16 protein-coding genes and 4 pseudogenes are annotated in these 16,083 nt (G+C 51.4%); 11 read left to right on the top strand and 9 right to left on the bottom strand.

Annotation, left to right across the window (positions count from 1 at the left end; genetic code table 11):
- Positions 1-2: 2 nt before the first annotated feature.
- Positions 3-3,080, top strand: coding sequence for an efflux RND transporter permease subunit (locus C5610_RS10495; protein WP_105307097.1), 3,078 nt, complete (start codon positions 3-5; stop codon positions 3,078-3,080).
- 95 nt (positions 3,081-3,175) lie between these two features.
- On the opposite strand, the gene C5610_RS10490 is transcribed toward C5610_RS10495, so the two are convergent.
- A complete protein-coding gene (locus tag C5610_RS10490; RefSeq protein WP_105307794.1) occupies positions 3,176-3,370 on the bottom strand; it encodes a hypothetical protein in 195 nt (64 codons plus the stop codon).
- A 75-nt stretch (positions 3,371-3,445) separates the two neighbouring features.
- Here C5610_RS10490 and C5610_RS10485 point away from each other — a divergent pair, with 75 nt between their 5' ends.
- The 9 genes from C5610_RS10485 (at position 3,446) to C5610_RS10445 (ending at position 10,084) form a co-directional block, all read left to right on the top strand.
- On the top strand, positions 3,446-3,790 hold the full coding sequence (locus tag C5610_RS10485; protein WP_011234488.1) for a hypothetical protein: 345 nt from the start codon (positions 3,446-3,448) through the stop codon (positions 3,788-3,790).
- A gap of 66 nt (positions 3,791-3,856) precedes the next feature.
- Positions 3,857-4,348, top strand: coding sequence for a DUF411 domain-containing protein (locus tag C5610_RS10480; protein ID WP_105307096.1), 492 nt, complete (start codon positions 3,857-3,859; stop codon positions 4,346-4,348).
- Positions 4,349-4,350: 2 nt separating this feature from the next.
- Positions 4,351-4,569 (top strand): twin-arginine translocase TatA/TatE family subunit, encoded by a 219-nt coding sequence (gene tatA / locus C5610_RS10475; protein ID WP_053954069.1) that lies wholly within the window; start codon positions 4,351-4,353, stop codon positions 4,567-4,569.
- Complete coding sequence (locus tag C5610_RS10470; protein ID WP_105307095.1) at positions 4,559-6,322, top strand: copper resistance system multicopper oxidase; 1,764 nt, start codon at positions 4,559-4,561, stop codon at positions 6,320-6,322. The genes tatA and C5610_RS10470 overlap by 11 nt, the downstream gene beginning before the upstream one ends.
- Before the next feature lie 11 nt (positions 6,323-6,333).
- Positions 6,334-7,077, top strand: a complete 744-nt coding sequence (locus C5610_RS10465; RefSeq protein ID WP_105307094.1) for a copper resistance protein B — start codon at positions 6,334-6,336, stop codon at positions 7,075-7,077.
- 27 nt (positions 7,078-7,104) lie between these two features.
- Positions 7,105-7,455: a copper resistance protein CopC gene (locus C5610_RS10460; RefSeq protein ID WP_006956248.1), complete on the top strand. Its 351-nt coding sequence runs from the start codon at positions 7,105-7,107 to the stop codon at positions 7,453-7,455.
- Positions 7,452-8,300: a copper resistance D family protein gene (locus C5610_RS10455; RefSeq protein ID WP_262339865.1), complete on the top strand. Its 849-nt coding sequence runs from the start codon at positions 7,452-7,454 to the stop codon at positions 8,298-8,300. The genes C5610_RS10460 and C5610_RS10455 overlap by 4 nt, the downstream gene beginning before the upstream one ends.
- A 17-nt stretch (positions 8,301-8,317) precedes the next feature.
- Complete coding sequence (locus C5610_RS10450; RefSeq protein WP_008489764.1) at positions 8,318-8,752, top strand: YybH family protein; 435 nt, start codon at positions 8,318-8,320, stop codon at positions 8,750-8,752.
- Positions 8,753-8,773: 21 nt separating this feature from the next.
- Entirely contained in the window at positions 8,774-10,084 is a 1,311-nt protein-coding gene (locus tag C5610_RS10445; RefSeq protein WP_105307093.1) for an APC family permease, read from the top strand.
- Positions 10,085-10,110: 26 nt separating this feature from the next.
- Here the strand turns inward: C5610_RS10445 and C5610_RS10440 are convergent, their stop codons facing one another.
- The 7 genes and pseudogenes from C5610_RS10440 to C5610_RS10405 form a co-directional block, all read right to left on the bottom strand.
- Positions 10,111-10,857, bottom strand: coding sequence for a MauE/DoxX family redox-associated membrane protein (locus C5610_RS10440; RefSeq protein ID WP_008489767.1), 747 nt, complete (start codon positions 10,855-10,857; stop codon positions 10,111-10,113).
- Between the two features lie 327 nt (positions 10,858-11,184).
- Positions 11,185-11,904 (bottom strand): annotated as a pseudogene (locus C5610_RS10430) (ISL3-like element ISPpu12 family transposase); the annotation flags it as partial.
- Positions 11,905-11,939: 35 nt separating this feature from the next.
- Positions 11,940-12,089: pseudogene (locus tag C5610_RS10425) on the bottom strand (MerR family transcriptional regulator); the annotation flags it as partial.
- Positions 12,090-12,106: 17 nt separating this feature from the next.
- Complete coding sequence (merA, locus tag C5610_RS10420; protein WP_105307092.1) at positions 12,107-13,801, bottom strand: mercury(II) reductase; 1,695 nt, start codon at positions 13,799-13,801, stop codon at positions 12,107-12,109.
- Between the two features lie 51 nt (positions 13,802-13,852).
- Positions 13,853-14,275: pseudogene (gene merC, locus C5610_RS10415) on the bottom strand (organomercurial transporter MerC).
- 35 nt (positions 14,276-14,310) lie between these two features.
- The gene (gene merP, locus C5610_RS10410; protein WP_000732292.1) at positions 14,311-14,586 is read right to left on the bottom strand and encodes a mercury resistance system periplasmic binding protein MerP; all 276 of its coding nucleotides are present in this window, start codon (positions 14,584-14,586) and stop codon (positions 14,311-14,313) included.
- Between the two features lie 13 nt (positions 14,587-14,599).
- The gene (locus C5610_RS10405; protein ID WP_001294663.1) at positions 14,600-14,950 is read right to left on the bottom strand and encodes a mercuric transport protein MerT; all 351 of its coding nucleotides are present in this window, start codon (positions 14,948-14,950) and stop codon (positions 14,600-14,602) included.
- A gap of 71 nt (positions 14,951-15,021) precedes the next feature.
- On the opposite strand from C5610_RS10405, the gene merR reads away from it, so the two are divergent.
- Positions 15,022-15,456 (top strand): Hg(II)-responsive transcriptional regulator, encoded by a 435-nt coding sequence (merR, locus tag C5610_RS10400; RefSeq protein WP_105307091.1) that lies wholly within the window; start codon positions 15,022-15,024, stop codon positions 15,454-15,456.
- Positions 15,457-15,488: 32 nt separating this feature from the next.
- Here merR and C5610_RS10395 read toward each other — a convergent pair.
- Positions 15,489-16,064 (bottom strand): annotated as a pseudogene (locus C5610_RS10395) (ISL3-like element ISPpu12 family transposase); the annotation flags it as partial.
- Between the last annotated feature and the right edge of the window lie 19 nt (positions 16,065-16,083).

The raw sequence follows: 16,083 nt of genomic DNA, 5'->3' as shown, positions 1-16,083 counted from the left end.
TTATGATTGATCGAATTATTCAGTGGTCGCTCCATAATAGGCTGATTGTTATTGCGTTGGCATTAGTGCTTTTGGTCTGGGGTGGTTACAGCACCATTAAAGCGCCCGTCGATGTATTTCCTGACTTAACCGCGCCATCGGTCACTATTGTGACAGAAGCTCACGGTATGCCGCCGGAAGACGTTGAAAAACTCATTACCTTTCCGATTGAGTCCGCGATGAACGGCGCCTCGGGGGTACGTCGGGTTCGCTCTAATAGTGGCATTGGTATTAGTGTTGTTACCGTTGAGTTTGACTGGGAAACCGATGTTTATTTGGCTCGTCAGATGGTGTCGGAGCGTCTGCAAACATTACAGAATGAGTTACCCGCGGACGTGGGAGCACCGCAGATGGCACCGGTGTCCTCTATTATGGGCGAAATTATGTTTTTAGCACTGACCTCAGAGGCGCATTCGGAGATAGAGCTAAAAACAACGGCTGATTACACCATTAGACGGCGGTTGCTGGCTGTGCCTGGCGTTGCTGAAGTGATTTCGACCGGGGGGCAAGTTAAGCAATACCAAGTTGTCGCGAAACCGGATGCACTCATTGCTAATGATTTATCGCTTGATGATGTGACCAAAGCTTTAGAAGGCTCCAACATGACGTCATCGGCTGGCTTTGTAAAACAGAACCAGCAGGAGTTTCTCATCCAGGGCATGGGACGCATAGAGTCGCAAAGCGATATCGAACAAACTGTGATCGTTAATCGCGGTGGTATTCCGGTGTTAGTGCAGGATATTGCCAACGTTGAAGTTGGGCCTGCCTTACGTCGTGGGACTGCGGCTTTTAATGGTCGCTCGGGTGTGGTGTTGGGTATTCAAAAGCAACCGAACACCAATACGCTAGAATTAACGGACGACTTAGATCGCGTCATTAATGATATCAACCAAAGTCTGCCAGAGGGCATGACGCTACAGACAGATACGTTCCGTCAGTCTGACTTTATTGAAACATCCATTGGCAACCTAAACAGCGCGCTTAGAGACGGTGCGATTTTAGTCGTTGCCATTATGTTTATTTTCCTCTTCAGTGCCCGAGCAACCGGTATTGCCTTAGTGGCAATTCCGCTGTCGTTATTGGTTGCTGTCTTAACCATTCGCCACTTCGGAGGCTCTCTAAATACAATGACCTTAGGCGGTATGACGATTGCCTTAGGTGCGCTTGTTGATGACGCCATTATTGTGGTTGAAAACGTGGTTAAGCGACTCCGTGAAAATTTGGCGAAGCCGGCTGCGGAGCAACTGTCTAAATTAAAAGTGATCGCTGGCGCAACACGAGAAATAGAAAGCTCGATTGTGTTTGCGACCTTTATCATTGTTTTGGTTTTTTTACCGCTGTTCTTTTTACAAGGCGTTGAAGGGCGTTTGCTGCAACCGTTAGGCGTTGCCTATATTGTTTCTATTCTTGCGTCTCTACTGGTCGCGATCACGATTACGCCGGTACTCAGTTACTATGGTTTGAGCGGCAGTAAGAGTTTACTGGCATCGCACGATACGCGCTTTATTAGCGCGCTTAAGGCAAGCTATCGACCCATTCTCAATGGCTCACTGCAACGGCCAAAACTTTTGCTATCGTCAGCGGGCGTGCTGTTGCTGATTGCGTTAGTAGCGGTGTTCCAATTTGGGCGCGGTTTTTTGCCGGAGTTTAATGAGGGCAGCTTAACGGTCAGTGTGGTTACGGTACCAGGAACCTCATTAGAAAAGTCCGATGCTATCGGTGAACGTGTAGAGCGGATCTTACTGGACGAGCCCGAAGTGGTTGCGACGACACGCCGTACCGGACGTGCTGAACGAGACCCACACGCACAGCAAGTGTTTGCATCGGAGATCGACGTTAAGCTCAGTATGCAGTCCCGCTCTAAAGAGGCGCTGCTCGAGAGCCTACGCCAAGAGTTTTTCTTTCTTACCGGGGTTAACGTCATTATCGGGCAACCCATATCGCATCGTATAGACCATATGCTGTCAGGCACGAGAGCAAACATCGCCATTAAGTTATTTGGCAATGAGCTGTACAAACTGCGTCAGCTGGGCGCCCAAATCGAAAGCTTGGTCAAAGAAGTTCCGGGAGCCGTTGACGTAGCGATGGATCAGCAAGCGGAAATTCCGTTTATTACCTTTGATTTCAAGCGGGCTCAGTTAGCGCAGTATGGGATGAGTATCGAGCAGGCATCGCATGCGTTGGAAACGGCGTTTGCCGGAACATCGGCCAGTCGCATTCTTGAAGAGCAGGCGACCTTTGACCTGGTGGTACGCTACCCTTATCGGTATCGCGAAGATATTGAGTCGTTAAAAAATACCATGATTAAGGCCCCGAATGGCGCGGTTATTCCGTTCTCAGCCATCGCAGATATCAATAAGACGCGCGGTGCTAACACCATTACCCGTGAAAATGTGCAGCGTAACCTGGTGGTCATGGCAAACGTGAGTGGTCGCGACCTTATTGGTGTGGTTGACGATATTGAGCAACGGATAGCGCAGAGTATCGACCTGCCCACGGGTTACTATATTGAGTTTGGTGGACAGTTTGAGAGTGCCGAGAGCGCTAACACACGGCTAATGCTGCTAGGTATTGGCGTAATTATTGGCATTTATTTGTTGCTACTCACGGCGTTTAACTCGGCTAAAGAAGCGTTTCTGGTGATGTTAAACCTGCCGTTAGCGCTGATTGGTGGTGTCGCTGGCATTTACTTTGCTGGTGGTGTTATCAACATTGCTGTCATTATCGGTTTTATCACACTGTTTGGTATAGCCACGCGAAATGGCGTTATTTTAGTGGACTACATCAAGCAGCTTATGGCTAAAGGTGTCGAATTAACGGATGCCATTAAGCAAGCATCAGAAGAACGGTTAGTACCTATTTTGATGACGGCGCTGGCAACGGCATTAGCGCTCATTCCATTATCATTAGGGCTTGGTGAGCCAGGCAGTGAAATCCAGGCCCCTATGGCGATAGTTATCCTTTGGGGTCTTATTTCTTCGACGGTGCTTAATATGGTGATAGTGCCGGCGGGCTATTTCTTGCTAAATAGACATAAGTAAGAATGTGATTCATTACAAAAACAAAAAGGCCCTGCACTTCGTGCGGGGCCTTAGTGAAAGTTTTTGCTAAAGGAGCTGTACGTTTTAAATGTTCTTCATGCTTTTTTCCAAGGTCCAAATGCGATGAAATAAAACAGCACAATATTAGCAAAAGGGACTAAAATTAAGAGTCCTAGAGGGCCCGGGTAACCAATACGTTGGCATATGCGCCAAGCTGGAATAACAAAAATAAGACCCACTACCAACATCCATAGAAAGCCCATACCTGCGAACATTTCGTGATTCATCATTATCTGCTCCTTATTTGACATGCGTTAAAATGACGTTAGACTGAAGTTTATTAAATTGCAAAAAGCAGGGTGCTCGTGCTAATTCGAATTCTGTTATTAATGACAGTGCTATTGGTGTCGATGTCGTTTTCGCAAACGGCAGAAGCTCACGCATGTCATGATAACAGCCAAATGCAGCACAGCATGATGTACGAAGCCGACACAAACGATTGCGAGCATGAGACGCAAAAGCACAACTCGTGCTGTGCTGACATGACCATTCGGCATTGCTCCGGCGGCTCGGTTTTATTTGTCGGACAGTCTTCTTCGGTTAATGCCGCTGCAGTTAACCTCTCTGCCAAAGTCGATGCGCCCGTTGACACCTCCATTCGTGCTAAACACGCGTCTAATTTATTCCGTCCCCCAATAATTACCGCTTAATAAGTTACTAGAAATTTAACACACGCTCGGCGTGTTTCCTTAAAACTTATTAATCGGTGAATAATTATGTCTATCAAACGCAATATCGCTGTTTTGGCGATGCTGTTTTCCGTATCTGTATCTGCAACCGATGTAGAAGAGCAGCAACTAACCGTTCTAAAAGATCCCAACTGCGGTTGCTGTGAAAAGTGGTTACAAGCTTTACCCGATAGCTTTAGTGTGTCCGTACAACATCCGAACAACCTGACCCAACGAAAACGTGACTCCGGTATTAGTGCCGAGGTCCAATCCTGTCATACCGCTATTTCTAGTAATGGCTATGTCTTTGAGGGGCACGTTCCTCCTACATTGGTTTCTCATTATTTAGCTGGGAAAAAGTCAGCCAATGGCATTGGATTAACTGTTCCTGGCATGCCGGTAGGGTCTGTTGGTATGGAAATGGGTACTCGGTTTCAACCGTATACGGTCTATGAAATCAAAGGGGACGGTTCAATTACACCTTATAAGCAGATAGCAAGTTTAGAGCAGCAGCAAGCACTCTCAAATGGAGGGCTTTAGCTATGGGATTTGGCGGCATGAGTATGGTTCAGTTAGGAGTTTTACTGGTTATTGTCATTCTTCTTTTTGGTAGTAAAAAGCTACGAACCCTGGGCTCCGATCTTGGTAGTGCGATTAAAGGGTTTAAATCATCGGTTTCTGATGAGCCGTCTGATAAGGAACAGGACGTTCAACGTTATCAAAATTTAACCTCAAAAGAGGAGCGTCATAATGAGCAATGAGTTTAACAAAGGGCGTCGAAAGTTTATTAAATCTGCATTCACTGTGGCGTCTGCTTTAGCAATCGCCAAAGTAGCCCCAACTTGGGCTGCTCCTCAGGGACGCAGTTTTAAAGATCAGATCCTGACAAACGATGAGATTGATCTCACCATTGCAAAGTCCCCACTGCTCGTGGGAAATAAAGTAGGAACACCAATAACCATCAATGGCCAAATGCCGGGCCCTTTGATTCGTTTAAAAGAAGGGCAGCGAGCAAAGCTAAATGTGACTAACCGGTTGTCGGAAGACACGTCAATTCACTGGCACGGAATTATATTGCCGGAGAATATGGATGGCGTGCCTGGCGTATCTTTCGAAGGGATAAAGCCAGGACGAACGTTCAAATACCGCTACGATGTCGAGCAAAACGGAACGTATTGGTATCACAGCCATTCCGGTTTGCAGGAGCAATTGGGACACCTGGGGCCGTTAGTGATTGAACCGAAAGACGGAGACATTGGTGCTGATCGAGAACATACCATTATTCTCAGCGACTGGACATTCGAAGATCCGGATACCGTGTTTCGTAACTTGAAAGTTGCGGAGGGGTACTATAACTATCAAAAACGTACGATATTTGAGACCTTCGAGGACGTGCGACAGCAAGGGTTAGAGAAAACCTGGAAGCAACGAGAAATGTGGGGGCAAATGCGAATGAGCCCCCGTGATATTGCGGATGTGACGGGCAGTACTTATACCTACCTGATGAATGGCCGCGATTCACAGATGAACTGGTCAGCATTGTTTAAGCCTGGTGAAAAAGTACGCCTTCGTATCATTAACGGTTCAGCAATGAGTTTTTTCGATGTGAGGATCCCTGGGTTGGAAATGACGGTAGTGGCCGCTGACGGGCAACCGGTGAAACCAGTGTCAGTTGACGAGTTCCGCATTGGTGTGGCGGAAACTTACGATGTAATTGTCCAGCCTAAGCAAAACAAGCCTTACACTATTTATGCTGAGAGCTTTGATCGAAGTGGTTATGTCAGAGGTACATTAACGCCGGAACTTGGTCTTGAGGCTGAAGTGCCTGAACTACGGCAAGTTCCTGAGCGAGGCATGGCCGCTATGGGCATGGGAGCGATGGCGATGTCCGGTGATATGAAAGGCAATAGCATGAATATGAAGCATATGGGCGGCAATAACAGCCATATGACGCATAAAATGACACATAAAAAAGAGCTCCCGGTCGAAAACATTAAAATCAAACACCGTGAGTCCGGACATGGTGCCGGGGCGGCTATGATTGCTACAAACCCGGTAAGCCGTTTGCATGAACCCGGGATTGGATTGGAAGACGTTGATCATAAAGTCTTAGTGTATACCGACTTGGTCGGCGCGCATGAATGGCCGGATACGCGGGAGCCCGAACGACAGATAGAGCTGCACTTAACGGGTAATATGGAGCGTTACATGTGGTCTTTTGACGGGAAGAAGTTTACCGAAGTGGATGGCCCGGTTCAGTTTCATCATGGAGAACGACTGAGGTTGGTGATGGTAAACGATACGATGATGGACCACCCCATACACCTACACGGTATGTGGATGGAACTTGAAAACGGACAGTATCCACGCCCACGCAAACATACGATTAGCCTGAAGCCGAGCGAAAAAGTGTCGTTATTGATAACGGCAGACGCGCCGGGTAGTTGGGCGTTCCACTGTCACCTGTTGTATCACATGAAAGCGGGTATGTTCCGTGTGGTCAATGTCGCATAAGGAGGACAATTATGTACGGTAAATCATTATTAGTGGGTGCGGCGTTGTTGCCAGGTTTAGCAGTCGCCGGACATGCGAAAGAGGACTGGCCTGAACCCGTCAAAGAATATTACACCGGGCAAGTACTGTTCGATCGGTTGGAGTTAACGCGAACCAACGAGGAAGAGAACCTAGCCGTCTGGGACATGATGGCTTGGTATGGCGGTGACTATCACCGAGCTGTTTTCAAGAGTGAAGGGGAGAATGTTCAAGACGACGGTGAGCCCACTGACTTGGAAAGTGCCGAACTGCTGTATGGATACTTGGTGTCTCCGTTTTGGTCGTTTCAGGCCGGTATTGGTACGCGAGGTACCTTATCGTCGGACGCGTCTATGGAAAATTATGCTGTCGTGAGTTTTATGGGGTTGGCGCCCTATTGGTTCGAAATGGATAACTCGCTGATGGTGAATGAAGAAGGCGAGGTCCAATTTGTTAGCGAAACCGAGTACGAGTGGCAGTTAACACAAACCTCGTACTTACAACCTCGCATTGAGTTAACAGCCAACCTGACAGACTCAGACAAATATGAACGGCAAAGTGGCTTGAGCAACTTGCGCGTGGGGTTGCGATATCGCCATGAAATAAGTCGTGAATTTGCCCCTTACATTGGTGTGTATTGGAACGGGGCGTTAGGAAATACGGCAGATGAAATGAAACGAATGGGTGAAGACACCACAGAAACAGGCGTGGTCCTTGGGGCCAGAGTTTGGTTTTAATTGATAATAAAACAAAGAGGAAACAACATGAAAAACGTACTTAAATTAGCCTTCGGTACCGCGTTATTTTTTAGTGCATGGGCCAGCGCTCACGTCGGCCTAACATCCAGTAGCCCGGAGGACGGTGCTACTTTGTCCGAGTCACCTACGGAAATTACGATGAATTTTTCCGGTGATGTTCGTCTGGCTAAAATTATGCTGCACTCAGATGACGGTAAAATGCATCCGCTGGACTTTTCGATGAGCATGACTCCCAAAGCAGCGTACGAAATTGCTGTTAAAAACAATTTGGCGTCAGGTGGTTATACGGTTTATTGGACGGCAATGGGTGGGGACAGTCATAAAATATCGGGTGATTTTAGCTTTGAGGTGAAATGATGACCCTTTGGAGTGTGGCCAGCGTTTTAACGTTGGCCTTTATATTCTGGCTTAACGCGGTGATGACCGCCTCGCCTTATATCGTTTATTTGTCCGGTTTAAAAAAGCAGTCTGAACGAAAGAATAGCCTTGTTGCGTGGCTTCTATTACTGGCAAGCCTTCTGTATTTTTTTCTGAAAGTCGGTAGTTTTGCTGCTGAAGGCTTTGCCGGCATGATTGACACGACCTACATGCAGTTTATATGGACCGGCCCTGTTGGGTTGTTCATCCAACTTCAGATAGCGGTTGCTATTGCTTGGATTGTTTACTCCGTTGTTAAGCTAAAACGTATAAAGTGGGTGCTATATGTTGTCGCCATTGGACTCATGGGATGGAGCTTTTTAAGTATTGGTCACGGCAGTGACGCCGTCTGGTGGGGAAAGCTAGCGCTTTTAACACACTTGTTAGTCGCTTGGGTTTGGTTCGGCAGTCTTAACTCATTGCGAAAGCTGGCAACGTCGGTACCGCTTGCTAAAGCGAAAGCCATTATGGAGCGTTTTGGTGTGCATATGTCTGCAGCGGTTCCAATACTCCTTATTGCGGGCTTGGTTATGTATCGTAGTGCAACAGGGCGATGGATGCCAGAGCTGCCGCTTACGTCGTATGACACGGTACTACTAGCGAAACTTGTGTTTGTGGCGCTGATTCTCCTTGTTGCCGCATTGCATAAATTAAAGTTCGTACCGCAATTAAATGATAACGCGGCCGCCAAGCGACTCAAAAACTCCATAACGGCGGAAATGGTATTGGCTGTCACTATTTTTACCCTGGCCTCTGCGCTAAGCAGCGCGTTTTCCCCCGGTTAATGTAAGGAATAAGAAGAATGAAATTACTTGTGAGTGTTTTTATGGTTTCGGTAATGTTTATTTCAGCGCCCAGTAGCGCCGAAAAACTATCTGAGCCGACCGCTGTGCTTGATGCATTTCGAACTGCTTTAACTGAAGGTGACACGGAGGTCGTTAAAGACGTGCTTTCCGATGATGTGCTTATCTTTGAAGGTGGTGGCGTTGAACGGTCCCTGGCTGAATACAGTGCTCATCATCTTAAGTCAGATATCAAATTTAGCCAGGCGGTTCCTTCCAAGCTGATTGAAAGAACACGATATGAAGTGGCTAGCCTTGCTGTGATCACTTCTCGATATAGTATTTCCGGGGCGTACAACGGGCGTGAGATTGATTTAACGATGAATGAAACTGTAACCGTTTCACATACCCCGGAGTCTGGCTGGAAAATTATCCGGATTCACTGGTCCAACTAACGTCAACCACAGGAGCTGATTATGGCGGAACACGATCACGAACACGGACATCAGGGTTATCAGAAAGGAAGCCTTAGTCTTTGGGGGGCGGTGTCGCTGGGGACTGGTGTCATGATTGGCGCTGGTATTTTTGCACTGACAGGACAAGTTGCTCAGCTAGCAAGAGAGTGGTTTGTACTGGCGTTTGTGTGCGGCGGTATCATTGCCGGTTTCAGCGCCTATTCGTATGTGAAACTGGCCAAAGCATACCCGTCAGCGGGGGGCATTGCGATGTTCCTCAGTAAAGCCTATGGGAAAGGAAGTGTGACGGCAATATTCGCACTCTTGATGTACTTTTCTATGGTGATTAATGAAAGTTTAGTCGCTCGGACATTTGCGTCCTATACCAGCCAATTAATTTCTTTTGAAGCGCAGTGGCTTGTCCCGTTGTTGGCGGTTGGTTTGCTGGTCTTTGCGTTTTTTATCAATATTTTGAGTAATCAGTTTATTCAAACGTTCTCGTTTTTTATGGCCTTTGTTAAGGCTTTAGGATTGGTGATTTTAGCGGCTGGTGGTTTGTGGGCCTCAGGCATTCAGTTTGAATCGATATCGGCTATTCCAGAAGAAGCTACCGGCGGCGGTATTTTAGCGGGGATTGCTTTAAGCATACTTGCGTACAAAGGGTTTACAACAATAACCAATAGTGGCGGTGAAATTGTTGAGCCCAAGAAAAATGTCGGGCGTGCCATTATTATTTCGTTGATTATCTGCGCGTTAATATATGTTCTGGTCACTCTGGCGGTTGGCTCGAGCCTGTCCATAGATGAGATTGTGAAAGCGAAAGATTATGCGCTTGCTGAAGCTGCCAGACCCGTCTATGGCGAGACTGGACTTTGGGTGACGGTCGCTTTTGCAATTGTCGCAACGGTATCCGGTGTGATCGCGAGCGCGTTTGCCGTCTCGAGAATGTTGGCTATGTTGACTAATATGAAACTTGTGCCACACAGTCATTTTGGGATGCCAGGTTCCATTCAGAAGCACACACTGGTTTACACTATCGTGATGGCTATGGTCTTAGCTGCTTTTTTCGATTTGAACCGAATCGCTTCGCTTGGTGCTATTTTTTATATCGTTATGGACATTGCGATCCACTGGGGGGTATTGAGACATCTTAGACAAAAAGTGAATGCCAATATTTACATACTTGTCAGCGCAATCGCGCTAGATGTCATCGTTTTAGCCGCTTTTATATGGGTGAAATGGACAAGCGATCCGCTGGTTATTTGGGCGTCTCTTATCGGTATGGCATTGATTGCCGCTGGTGAGATTTTGTATTTACGTAAAAAGCGTTAAGAAAAAGAGCGCATAGCGCTCCTTTTCTAGTTCATTGTAAAAAACATCCAGATAGCCATAGCGACCATCATGAGGTTTTCAGTGAGCGAAATGAAGCCTAACGGCACATTACTTGAGCCACCGACACAGGCACATTTTAGCTCACGTTTGTCGACATAAACGGCTTTAAAAACGGAGACAGAACCCACGATGCCTATGAATAACGCAATAGGGATGGAAATGACATGAGCAAATTCCGCTGCCATTAACAGACCCGCCAAGCCTTCGGCGTAGGGGTAAACACGGCCATAAGGCACCCATTTTTTGGCGAGAAGATCGTAGTTGAGAAACATGGTAGAGAATTTCTCTACGTCCTGGAGTTTGAGCAAGGCCAGAACCACCATCGAGAAACTGATGAACCACTCGATGGTTTGTCCGGTAAATGCGCGACCAAAAGACAACCACGACGTGGCTACGGAGAGGAGCGCTGTCATAATAAATAATGCAATAACGGGTCGGTAACTGGTTGCGTCAGGGTCAGGAAGAGGTTTTCCAAGAAAGGCTCGAACCTCTTCGTACCCACCGATGCGTTCATCACCAATAAACACTTGTGGAGTGGTATCGACGTTGTGTTTTTCCTTGAATATGTCGGTTTCCTCGCGGCTTTCCAGTAGGTTGTCGTCCACATCGTAACCGTTGGCTTTAAGTAAGTGCCTGGTTTTTAAACCAAAAGGGCATTGGTGGTCAGGTGTCGACATTCTGTAAAGCGTGGCTTTTTGAGTTGATTGACTCATAGTGACGTCTCCTTACTTAAAAATGGTACATCTATATACGCATTATAGTCGCTGGAGGATTAGCATCTCTAATTGTGAGATTAAAAATTCATAAAAATTGAAAATATATTTTAAATTTTGAAAAACTGGACAACTTTTTTTGATGGCTTTTTAACCGTTTATAAGAGCTGATTTTAAAAGAGTTAGGATATTTAAGGGGGTAAAAGTTGAATATACAAGCTCTACAAGCGCTGCTATTAAAGAGCTTTGTATACAACTTTAGTTTTTTTGGGTATACGGATTTAATGGTTGATGGGGCACCTTCACCCCATCAATCTGATACCACCCTCAGATGGTTGATAGATCGACTCCGTAGTTGAGTTCCTCTGCGAAGTCCGGCAGTCCGTAACCGATGGTTTTCTTGTAGAAAGGAGAGACCTTCGCAGTCGGTGCCTTCTTCTTGTGCTTCGTGGTGTAGAGCATTCGTGCCCGCATCACCTCGAAGGAGTAACCGCGCCCTTCACGGTTCTTGTCCTTGGCCAGTCGGTTGATGGACTCCGTGTAAGCGTTGGTGACGGGCATGTCCGTCTCGAAGTAGGTCATGGTCTCTTCGCGCCAGTTTCCCACTGCCCTGACCAAATCGCTCCAGACTTCCTTTTGGCCCTTCGGGATGGTGGCTATCCACTCGTCCAGGGCGGCTTCTGCCTGGAGCCGTGTGGTGGCGTCCCAGATGCCGTAGAAGCGCTCCTTGTGCTCGTAGGCGGCCAGCAGTTGCGGGAACGCGCCTGTCCAGGTCTCCATGATGAGGCGCTCCCGGTCTGAGACTTCGTGAGCGCGTTTCAGCAGGATTTTCCGGTCTCCCTTGAGAGTCCGGCTCTGGGACGGTTTCAGCTCCTTTCTGAGGCCCTTGCGCACTCTCTCTAGGGCATCGTTGGCCATGCGCACCACATGGAACTTATCGACCACGATACGGGCCTGGGGCAGCACAGCCTTGACCGCTGCCCGGTAGGGGTTCCACATGTCCATGCTGACGATCTCGACCTTCTGCCGGTCTTTCAGCTTCATCAGGGGGTCGTCTCAGAAAACGGAAAATAAAGCACGCTAAGCCGTTGCAAGGCCGCATCGTCGAACACGCCGTAGCCGCCCGTGGTGCAGGCCACCGGCCGTAACAAGCCGCGCACCAGGTAGTCGCGCACGATATGTACGCTCACCCCAGCGTTATGGGCCAGTTGCGATACCGTGTAGGCGCTCATCGCACACCTCCTTGTCCTCACCCGGCGCAGCAGGAAAGCTGCTTCACATCCTTGTTGAAGGTCTGCGCCGCGAGCTTCAACCCTTCGACCATCGTCAGGTAGGGGAACAACTGGTCGGCCAGTTCCTGCACCGTCATCCGGTTGCGAATCGCCAGTGCGGCCGTCTGGATCAGTTCGCCCGCTTCCGGGGCCACTGCCTGCACGCCGATCAGTCGTCCGCTGCCTTCTTCAACCACCAGTTTGATGAAGCCGCGCGTGTCGAAGTTGGCGAGCGCGCGCGGCACGTTGTCCAGCGTTAGCGTGCGACTATCAGTTTTGATGCCGTCATGGTGCGCTTCCGGCTCGCTGTAGCCTACGGTCGCCACTTGCGGGTCGGTGAACACCACGGCCGGCATCGCGGTCAGGTTCAGGGCCGCGTCACCGCCGGTCATGTTGATCGCGGCGCGAGTGCCGGCCGCTGCCGCCACATAGACGAACTGCGGCTGGTCGGTGCAGTCGCCTGCGGCGTAGATGTGTTCCACGCTTGTACGCATGCCGGGGTCGATGACGATAGCGCCTTGCGGGGTGAGCGTGACGCCCGTCGCATCCAGTGCCAGCTTGCGTGTGTTGGGCGCGCGGCCGGTGGCGACCAGCAGCTTGTCGGCGCGCAGTTCGCCGTGCGCCGTGGTGAGCACGAATTCGCCGTCCCCTTCACCATTGATATACGCGACCTGGCTGGCCTGGGTGTGTTCCCTCACCTCGATGCCCTCCATGCGGAATGCGGCCGTGACGGCTTCGCCTATAGCTGGGTCTTCGCGGAAGAACAGCGTGCTGCGAGCCAGGATCGTCACCTTCGCTCCGAGTCGGGCGAACGCCTGCGCCAGCTCCAGCGCCACCACTGATGAGCCAATCACGGCCAGGCGCTTAGGAATCGTCTCGCTGACCAGCGCTTCAGTGGAAGTCCAGTACGGAGTGTCTTTCAGGCCGGGAATCGGCGGCACGGCCGGGCTCGCGCCGGTGGCGATCAGGCAGCGGTCGAATGCCACCACGCGCTCGCCGCCGTCGTTGAGTTGCACGATCAGGTTGCGATTGTCCTTAAAGCGGGCGGAGCCGTGCAGCACAGTGATCGCCGGATTGCCCTCCAAGATGCCTTCGTACTTGGCGTGGCGCAGTTCATCGACGCGGGCCTGCTGCTGGGCCAGCAGCGCCGTGCGCTGGATGGTCGGCGTGGTAGCGGCGATGCCGCCATCGAACGGGCTTTCCCGGCGCAGATGGGCGATATGGGCGGCGCGGATCATGATCTTGGACGGCACACAACCGACATTGACGCAGGTGCCGCCGATGGTGCCGCGCTCGATCAGCGTGACACGTGCGCCTTGCTCGACGGCCTTCAGCGCCGCTGCCATCGCGGCCCCGCCGCTGCCGATGACGGCGATATGCAATGCGCCGCTGCTACCCGTCTTGTCGTTTCTGCCCAGCAGATCGCGCATCTTGTCGAGCAATCCGCCCGGCGTCGAAACTGAGGGGGCATCGGCCAGCGTGGCCCGATAACCGAGTCCAGCTACAGCGGCCGTCAGCGCGTCGGGTGACGTGCCGACCTCAATGGCGAGCTTGGCGCTGCCCTTGGCGTAGGAGACATCCGCTGATTGCACGCCGGGCACTTTCTCCAGGGCGTCCTTGACATGCACTGCGCACGAGTCGCAAGTCATGCCGGTGATTTTGAGAGTGCTCATACCATCGTTCCTTATTCGTGTGGGCCGCCGTGTCGCACGGTCAGCCGTCTTTCACAAGCGCTTGGCGGGGAGTTCGCAGCCGTCCGGTCCGCAACGGCGATGCGCCGGCGACACGAAGTCCCAGATCGACACCCCAATCATCAAGGCCAGGCCGACGTACATCAGGTTCGCCGTCCACCAGTTGCCGAGCAGCCAGACCGTGGCCGCAAACACGATGGCCGGGCCGATCATGCCGAGCAGACTGCGCAGCCATTGCCGATGACTGAACCAACCCAGCGCGTTCGCCAGGAAGGCCAGCGCGGCAAACAGCGGCAGCAGGCGGCTGATGAACAGTCCCTCTTACTGGCTCAAGAAGCCCAGCCCGATGGCCGCGCCGAAGCTGGCGAGGGCTGGAAAGCAGGCGGCGCAGCCCATCGCGGAAACGACGCTGCCGAGCGCGCCGGTTTTATCGGCAATGCGTGTCATCAGTCCCATGAAGCGGCTCTCGCTCTTGTCGTTGGCTTGCTGGCTCACTGCTTGACGCTGGACGGATAGCCGGCGTCTGCGGTGGCCTTGGTCAGCTTCTGTACGCTGGCCTTGGTGTCGTCAAAAGTGACGACGGCCTCGCGCTTCTCGAAGCCCACATCGACCTTGCTCACGCCTTCGACCTTGGAGAGCGCTTTCTTGACTGTGATCGGGCAGGCGGCGCAAGTCATGCCGGGAACCGCTAGCGTGACGGTCTGGGTAGCGGCCCACACCGGGGCAACAGCGGCGGCGAGGGCAAGGGAGGCAAACAGTTTCTTCATGATGAACTCCTGGTTAATAGAAAAATGGAACGACATAGGGAAATCCAAGCGCGACCAGGACCAGCACGGCCACGATCCAGAAAATCAGCTTGTAGGTGGCGCGCACCTGCGGAATCGCGCAGACCTCACCTGGCTTGCATGCCTGCACGGGCCGGTAAATCCGCTTCCAGGCGAAGAACAGCGCCACTAGCGCCGCGCCGATGAACAACGGTCGATAGGGTTCCAGCACCGTCAGGTTGCCGATCCAAGCACCGGAGAAGCCCAGGGCGACCAGTACTAGCGGCCCCAGGCAGCAGGTCGATGCAAGAATGGCGGCCAGCCCGCCGGCGAAGAGCGCACCGCGCCCGTTTTGTGGTTCAGACATACGTTGGCCCTTTTGAATTTGGATTGGATAGCGTAACCTTACTTCCGTACTCATGTACGGAGTCAAGCGATATGGAAAATAATTTGGAAAACCTGACCATTGGCGTTTTTGCCAAGGCGGCCGGGGTCAACGTGGAGACAATCCGCTTCTATCAGCGCAAGGGCCTGTTGCCGGAACCGGACAAGCCTTACGGCAGCATCCGCCGCTATGGGGAGGCGGACGTGGTTCGGGTGAAATTCGTGAAATCGGCACAGCGGCTGGGGTTCAGTCTGGACGAGATTGCCGAGCTGTTGCGGCTCGACGTTGGCACCCACTGCGAGGAGGCCAGCAGCCTGGCCGAACACAAGCTCAAGGACGTGCGCGAGAAGATGGCCGACTTGGCGCGCATGGAAACCGTGCTGTCTGAACTCGTGTGCGCCTGCCATGCACGAAAGGGAAATGTTTCCTGCCCGTTGATCGCGTCACTACAGGGCGAAGCAGGCCTGGCAAGGTCAGCTATGCCTTAGCGTGCTTTATTTTCCGTTTTCTGAGGTGCCCCCATCAGGTAGTTGGTCACCACGTCCTGGCGGCGGGTGGCCAGCAGGTCGAGCAGGGTTCGCTCCTCAATGTTGGTCAGAATGCAGCGGTAGCGCTTGTTCAGGTATAGCTCGTCAATGCCCAGGATGCGGGGCGTCTCGAAGCGGCGCCAGCGCCCCAGGAACTCGGCGCGGGCGTTGAAGATGTCGCGCACCGTCTTCTCGTCCAGGCCGGTCTGTGCCGCCACAAAGGTGTAGGGGTGGTTGAAGGATTCCTTCTCCACGTACTCATGCAGCCGCAGTGTCATACGGAATCCGTCCACCATCTCCGGTAGCTGGGGCCTGAATGTTGTCTTGCAGGCCCGGCAGGTGTATCGGCGGCGGACCACCCAGAGAGTGACCCGCTTGCCGTGGATGGGCAGATCACGATAGGGAACGTCACGCTTGCCGAACCGTACGAACTCACCCTGCACGCCGCATTCCTCGCAGGCGATGGGATCGGGCACGTCCACCTGGAAGTGCATTTCGTCGTCGGTTGATTTGCAGCCCAGTACTTGGTATTGCGGCAGGTGAAGGATGTTGTCGGGAAGTTCGGTCATGGTGTTGTATAGGCGTAGG

This window comes from Idiomarina sp. OT37-5b (assembly GCF_002968395.1).
GTDB classification, from domain to species: Bacteria; Pseudomonadota; Gammaproteobacteria; order Enterobacterales; family Alteromonadaceae; genus Idiomarina; species Idiomarina aquatica.
The sequence above is the reverse complement of the archived record's forward strand: the minus strand, read 5'-3'. Positions and strand labels throughout refer to the sequence as shown.

Coding starts and splice junctions, on each gene's coding strand:
- C5610_RS10490 (WP_105307794.1), bottom strand. CDS start 3,370: ATGATGAATCACGAAATGTTCGCAGGTATGGGCTTTCTATGGATGTTG.
- C5610_RS10480 (WP_105307096.1), top strand. CDS start 3,857: ATGTCTATCAAACGCAATATCGCTGTTTTGGCGATGCTGTTTTCCGTA.
- C5610_RS10450 (WP_008489764.1), top strand. CDS start 8,318: ATGAAATTACTTGTGAGTGTTTTTATGGTTTCGGTAATGTTTATTTCA.
- tatA (WP_053954069.1), top strand. CDS start 4,351: ATGGGATTTGGCGGCATGAGTATGGTTCAGTTAGGAGTTTTACTGGTT.
- merP (WP_000732292.1), bottom strand. CDS start 14,586: ATGAAGAAACTGTTTGCCTCCCTTGCCCTCGCCGCCGCTGTTGCCCCG.
- C5610_RS10465 (WP_105307094.1), top strand. CDS start 6,334: ATGTACGGTAAATCATTATTAGTGGGTGCGGCGTTGTTGCCAGGTTTA.
- C5610_RS10460 (WP_006956248.1), top strand. CDS start 7,105: ATGAAAAACGTACTTAAATTAGCCTTCGGTACCGCGTTATTTTTTAGT.
- C5610_RS10445 (WP_105307093.1), top strand. CDS start 8,774: ATGGCGGAACACGATCACGAACACGGACATCAGGGTTATCAGAAAGGA.
- C5610_RS10440 (WP_008489767.1), bottom strand. CDS start 10,857: ATGAGTCAATCAACTCAAAAAGCCACGCTTTACAGAATGTCGACACCT.
- C5610_RS10455 (WP_262339865.1), top strand. CDS start 7,452: ATGATGACCCTTTGGAGTGTGGCCAGCGTTTTAACGTTGGCCTTTATA.
- merA (WP_105307092.1), bottom strand. CDS start 13,801: ATGAGCACTCTCAAAATCACCGGCATGACTTGCGACTCGTGCGCAGTG.
- C5610_RS10405 (WP_001294663.1), bottom strand. CDS start 14,950: ATGTCTGAACCACAAAACGGGCGCGGTGCGCTCTTCGCCGGCGGGCTG.
- merR (WP_105307091.1), top strand. CDS start 15,022: ATGGAAAATAATTTGGAAAACCTGACCATTGGCGTTTTTGCCAAGGCG.
- C5610_RS10495 (WP_105307097.1), top strand. CDS start 3: ATGATTGATCGAATTATTCAGTGGTCGCTCCATAATAGGCTGATTGTT.
- C5610_RS10470 (WP_105307095.1), top strand. CDS start 4,559: ATGAGCAATGAGTTTAACAAAGGGCGTCGAAAGTTTATTAAATCTGCA.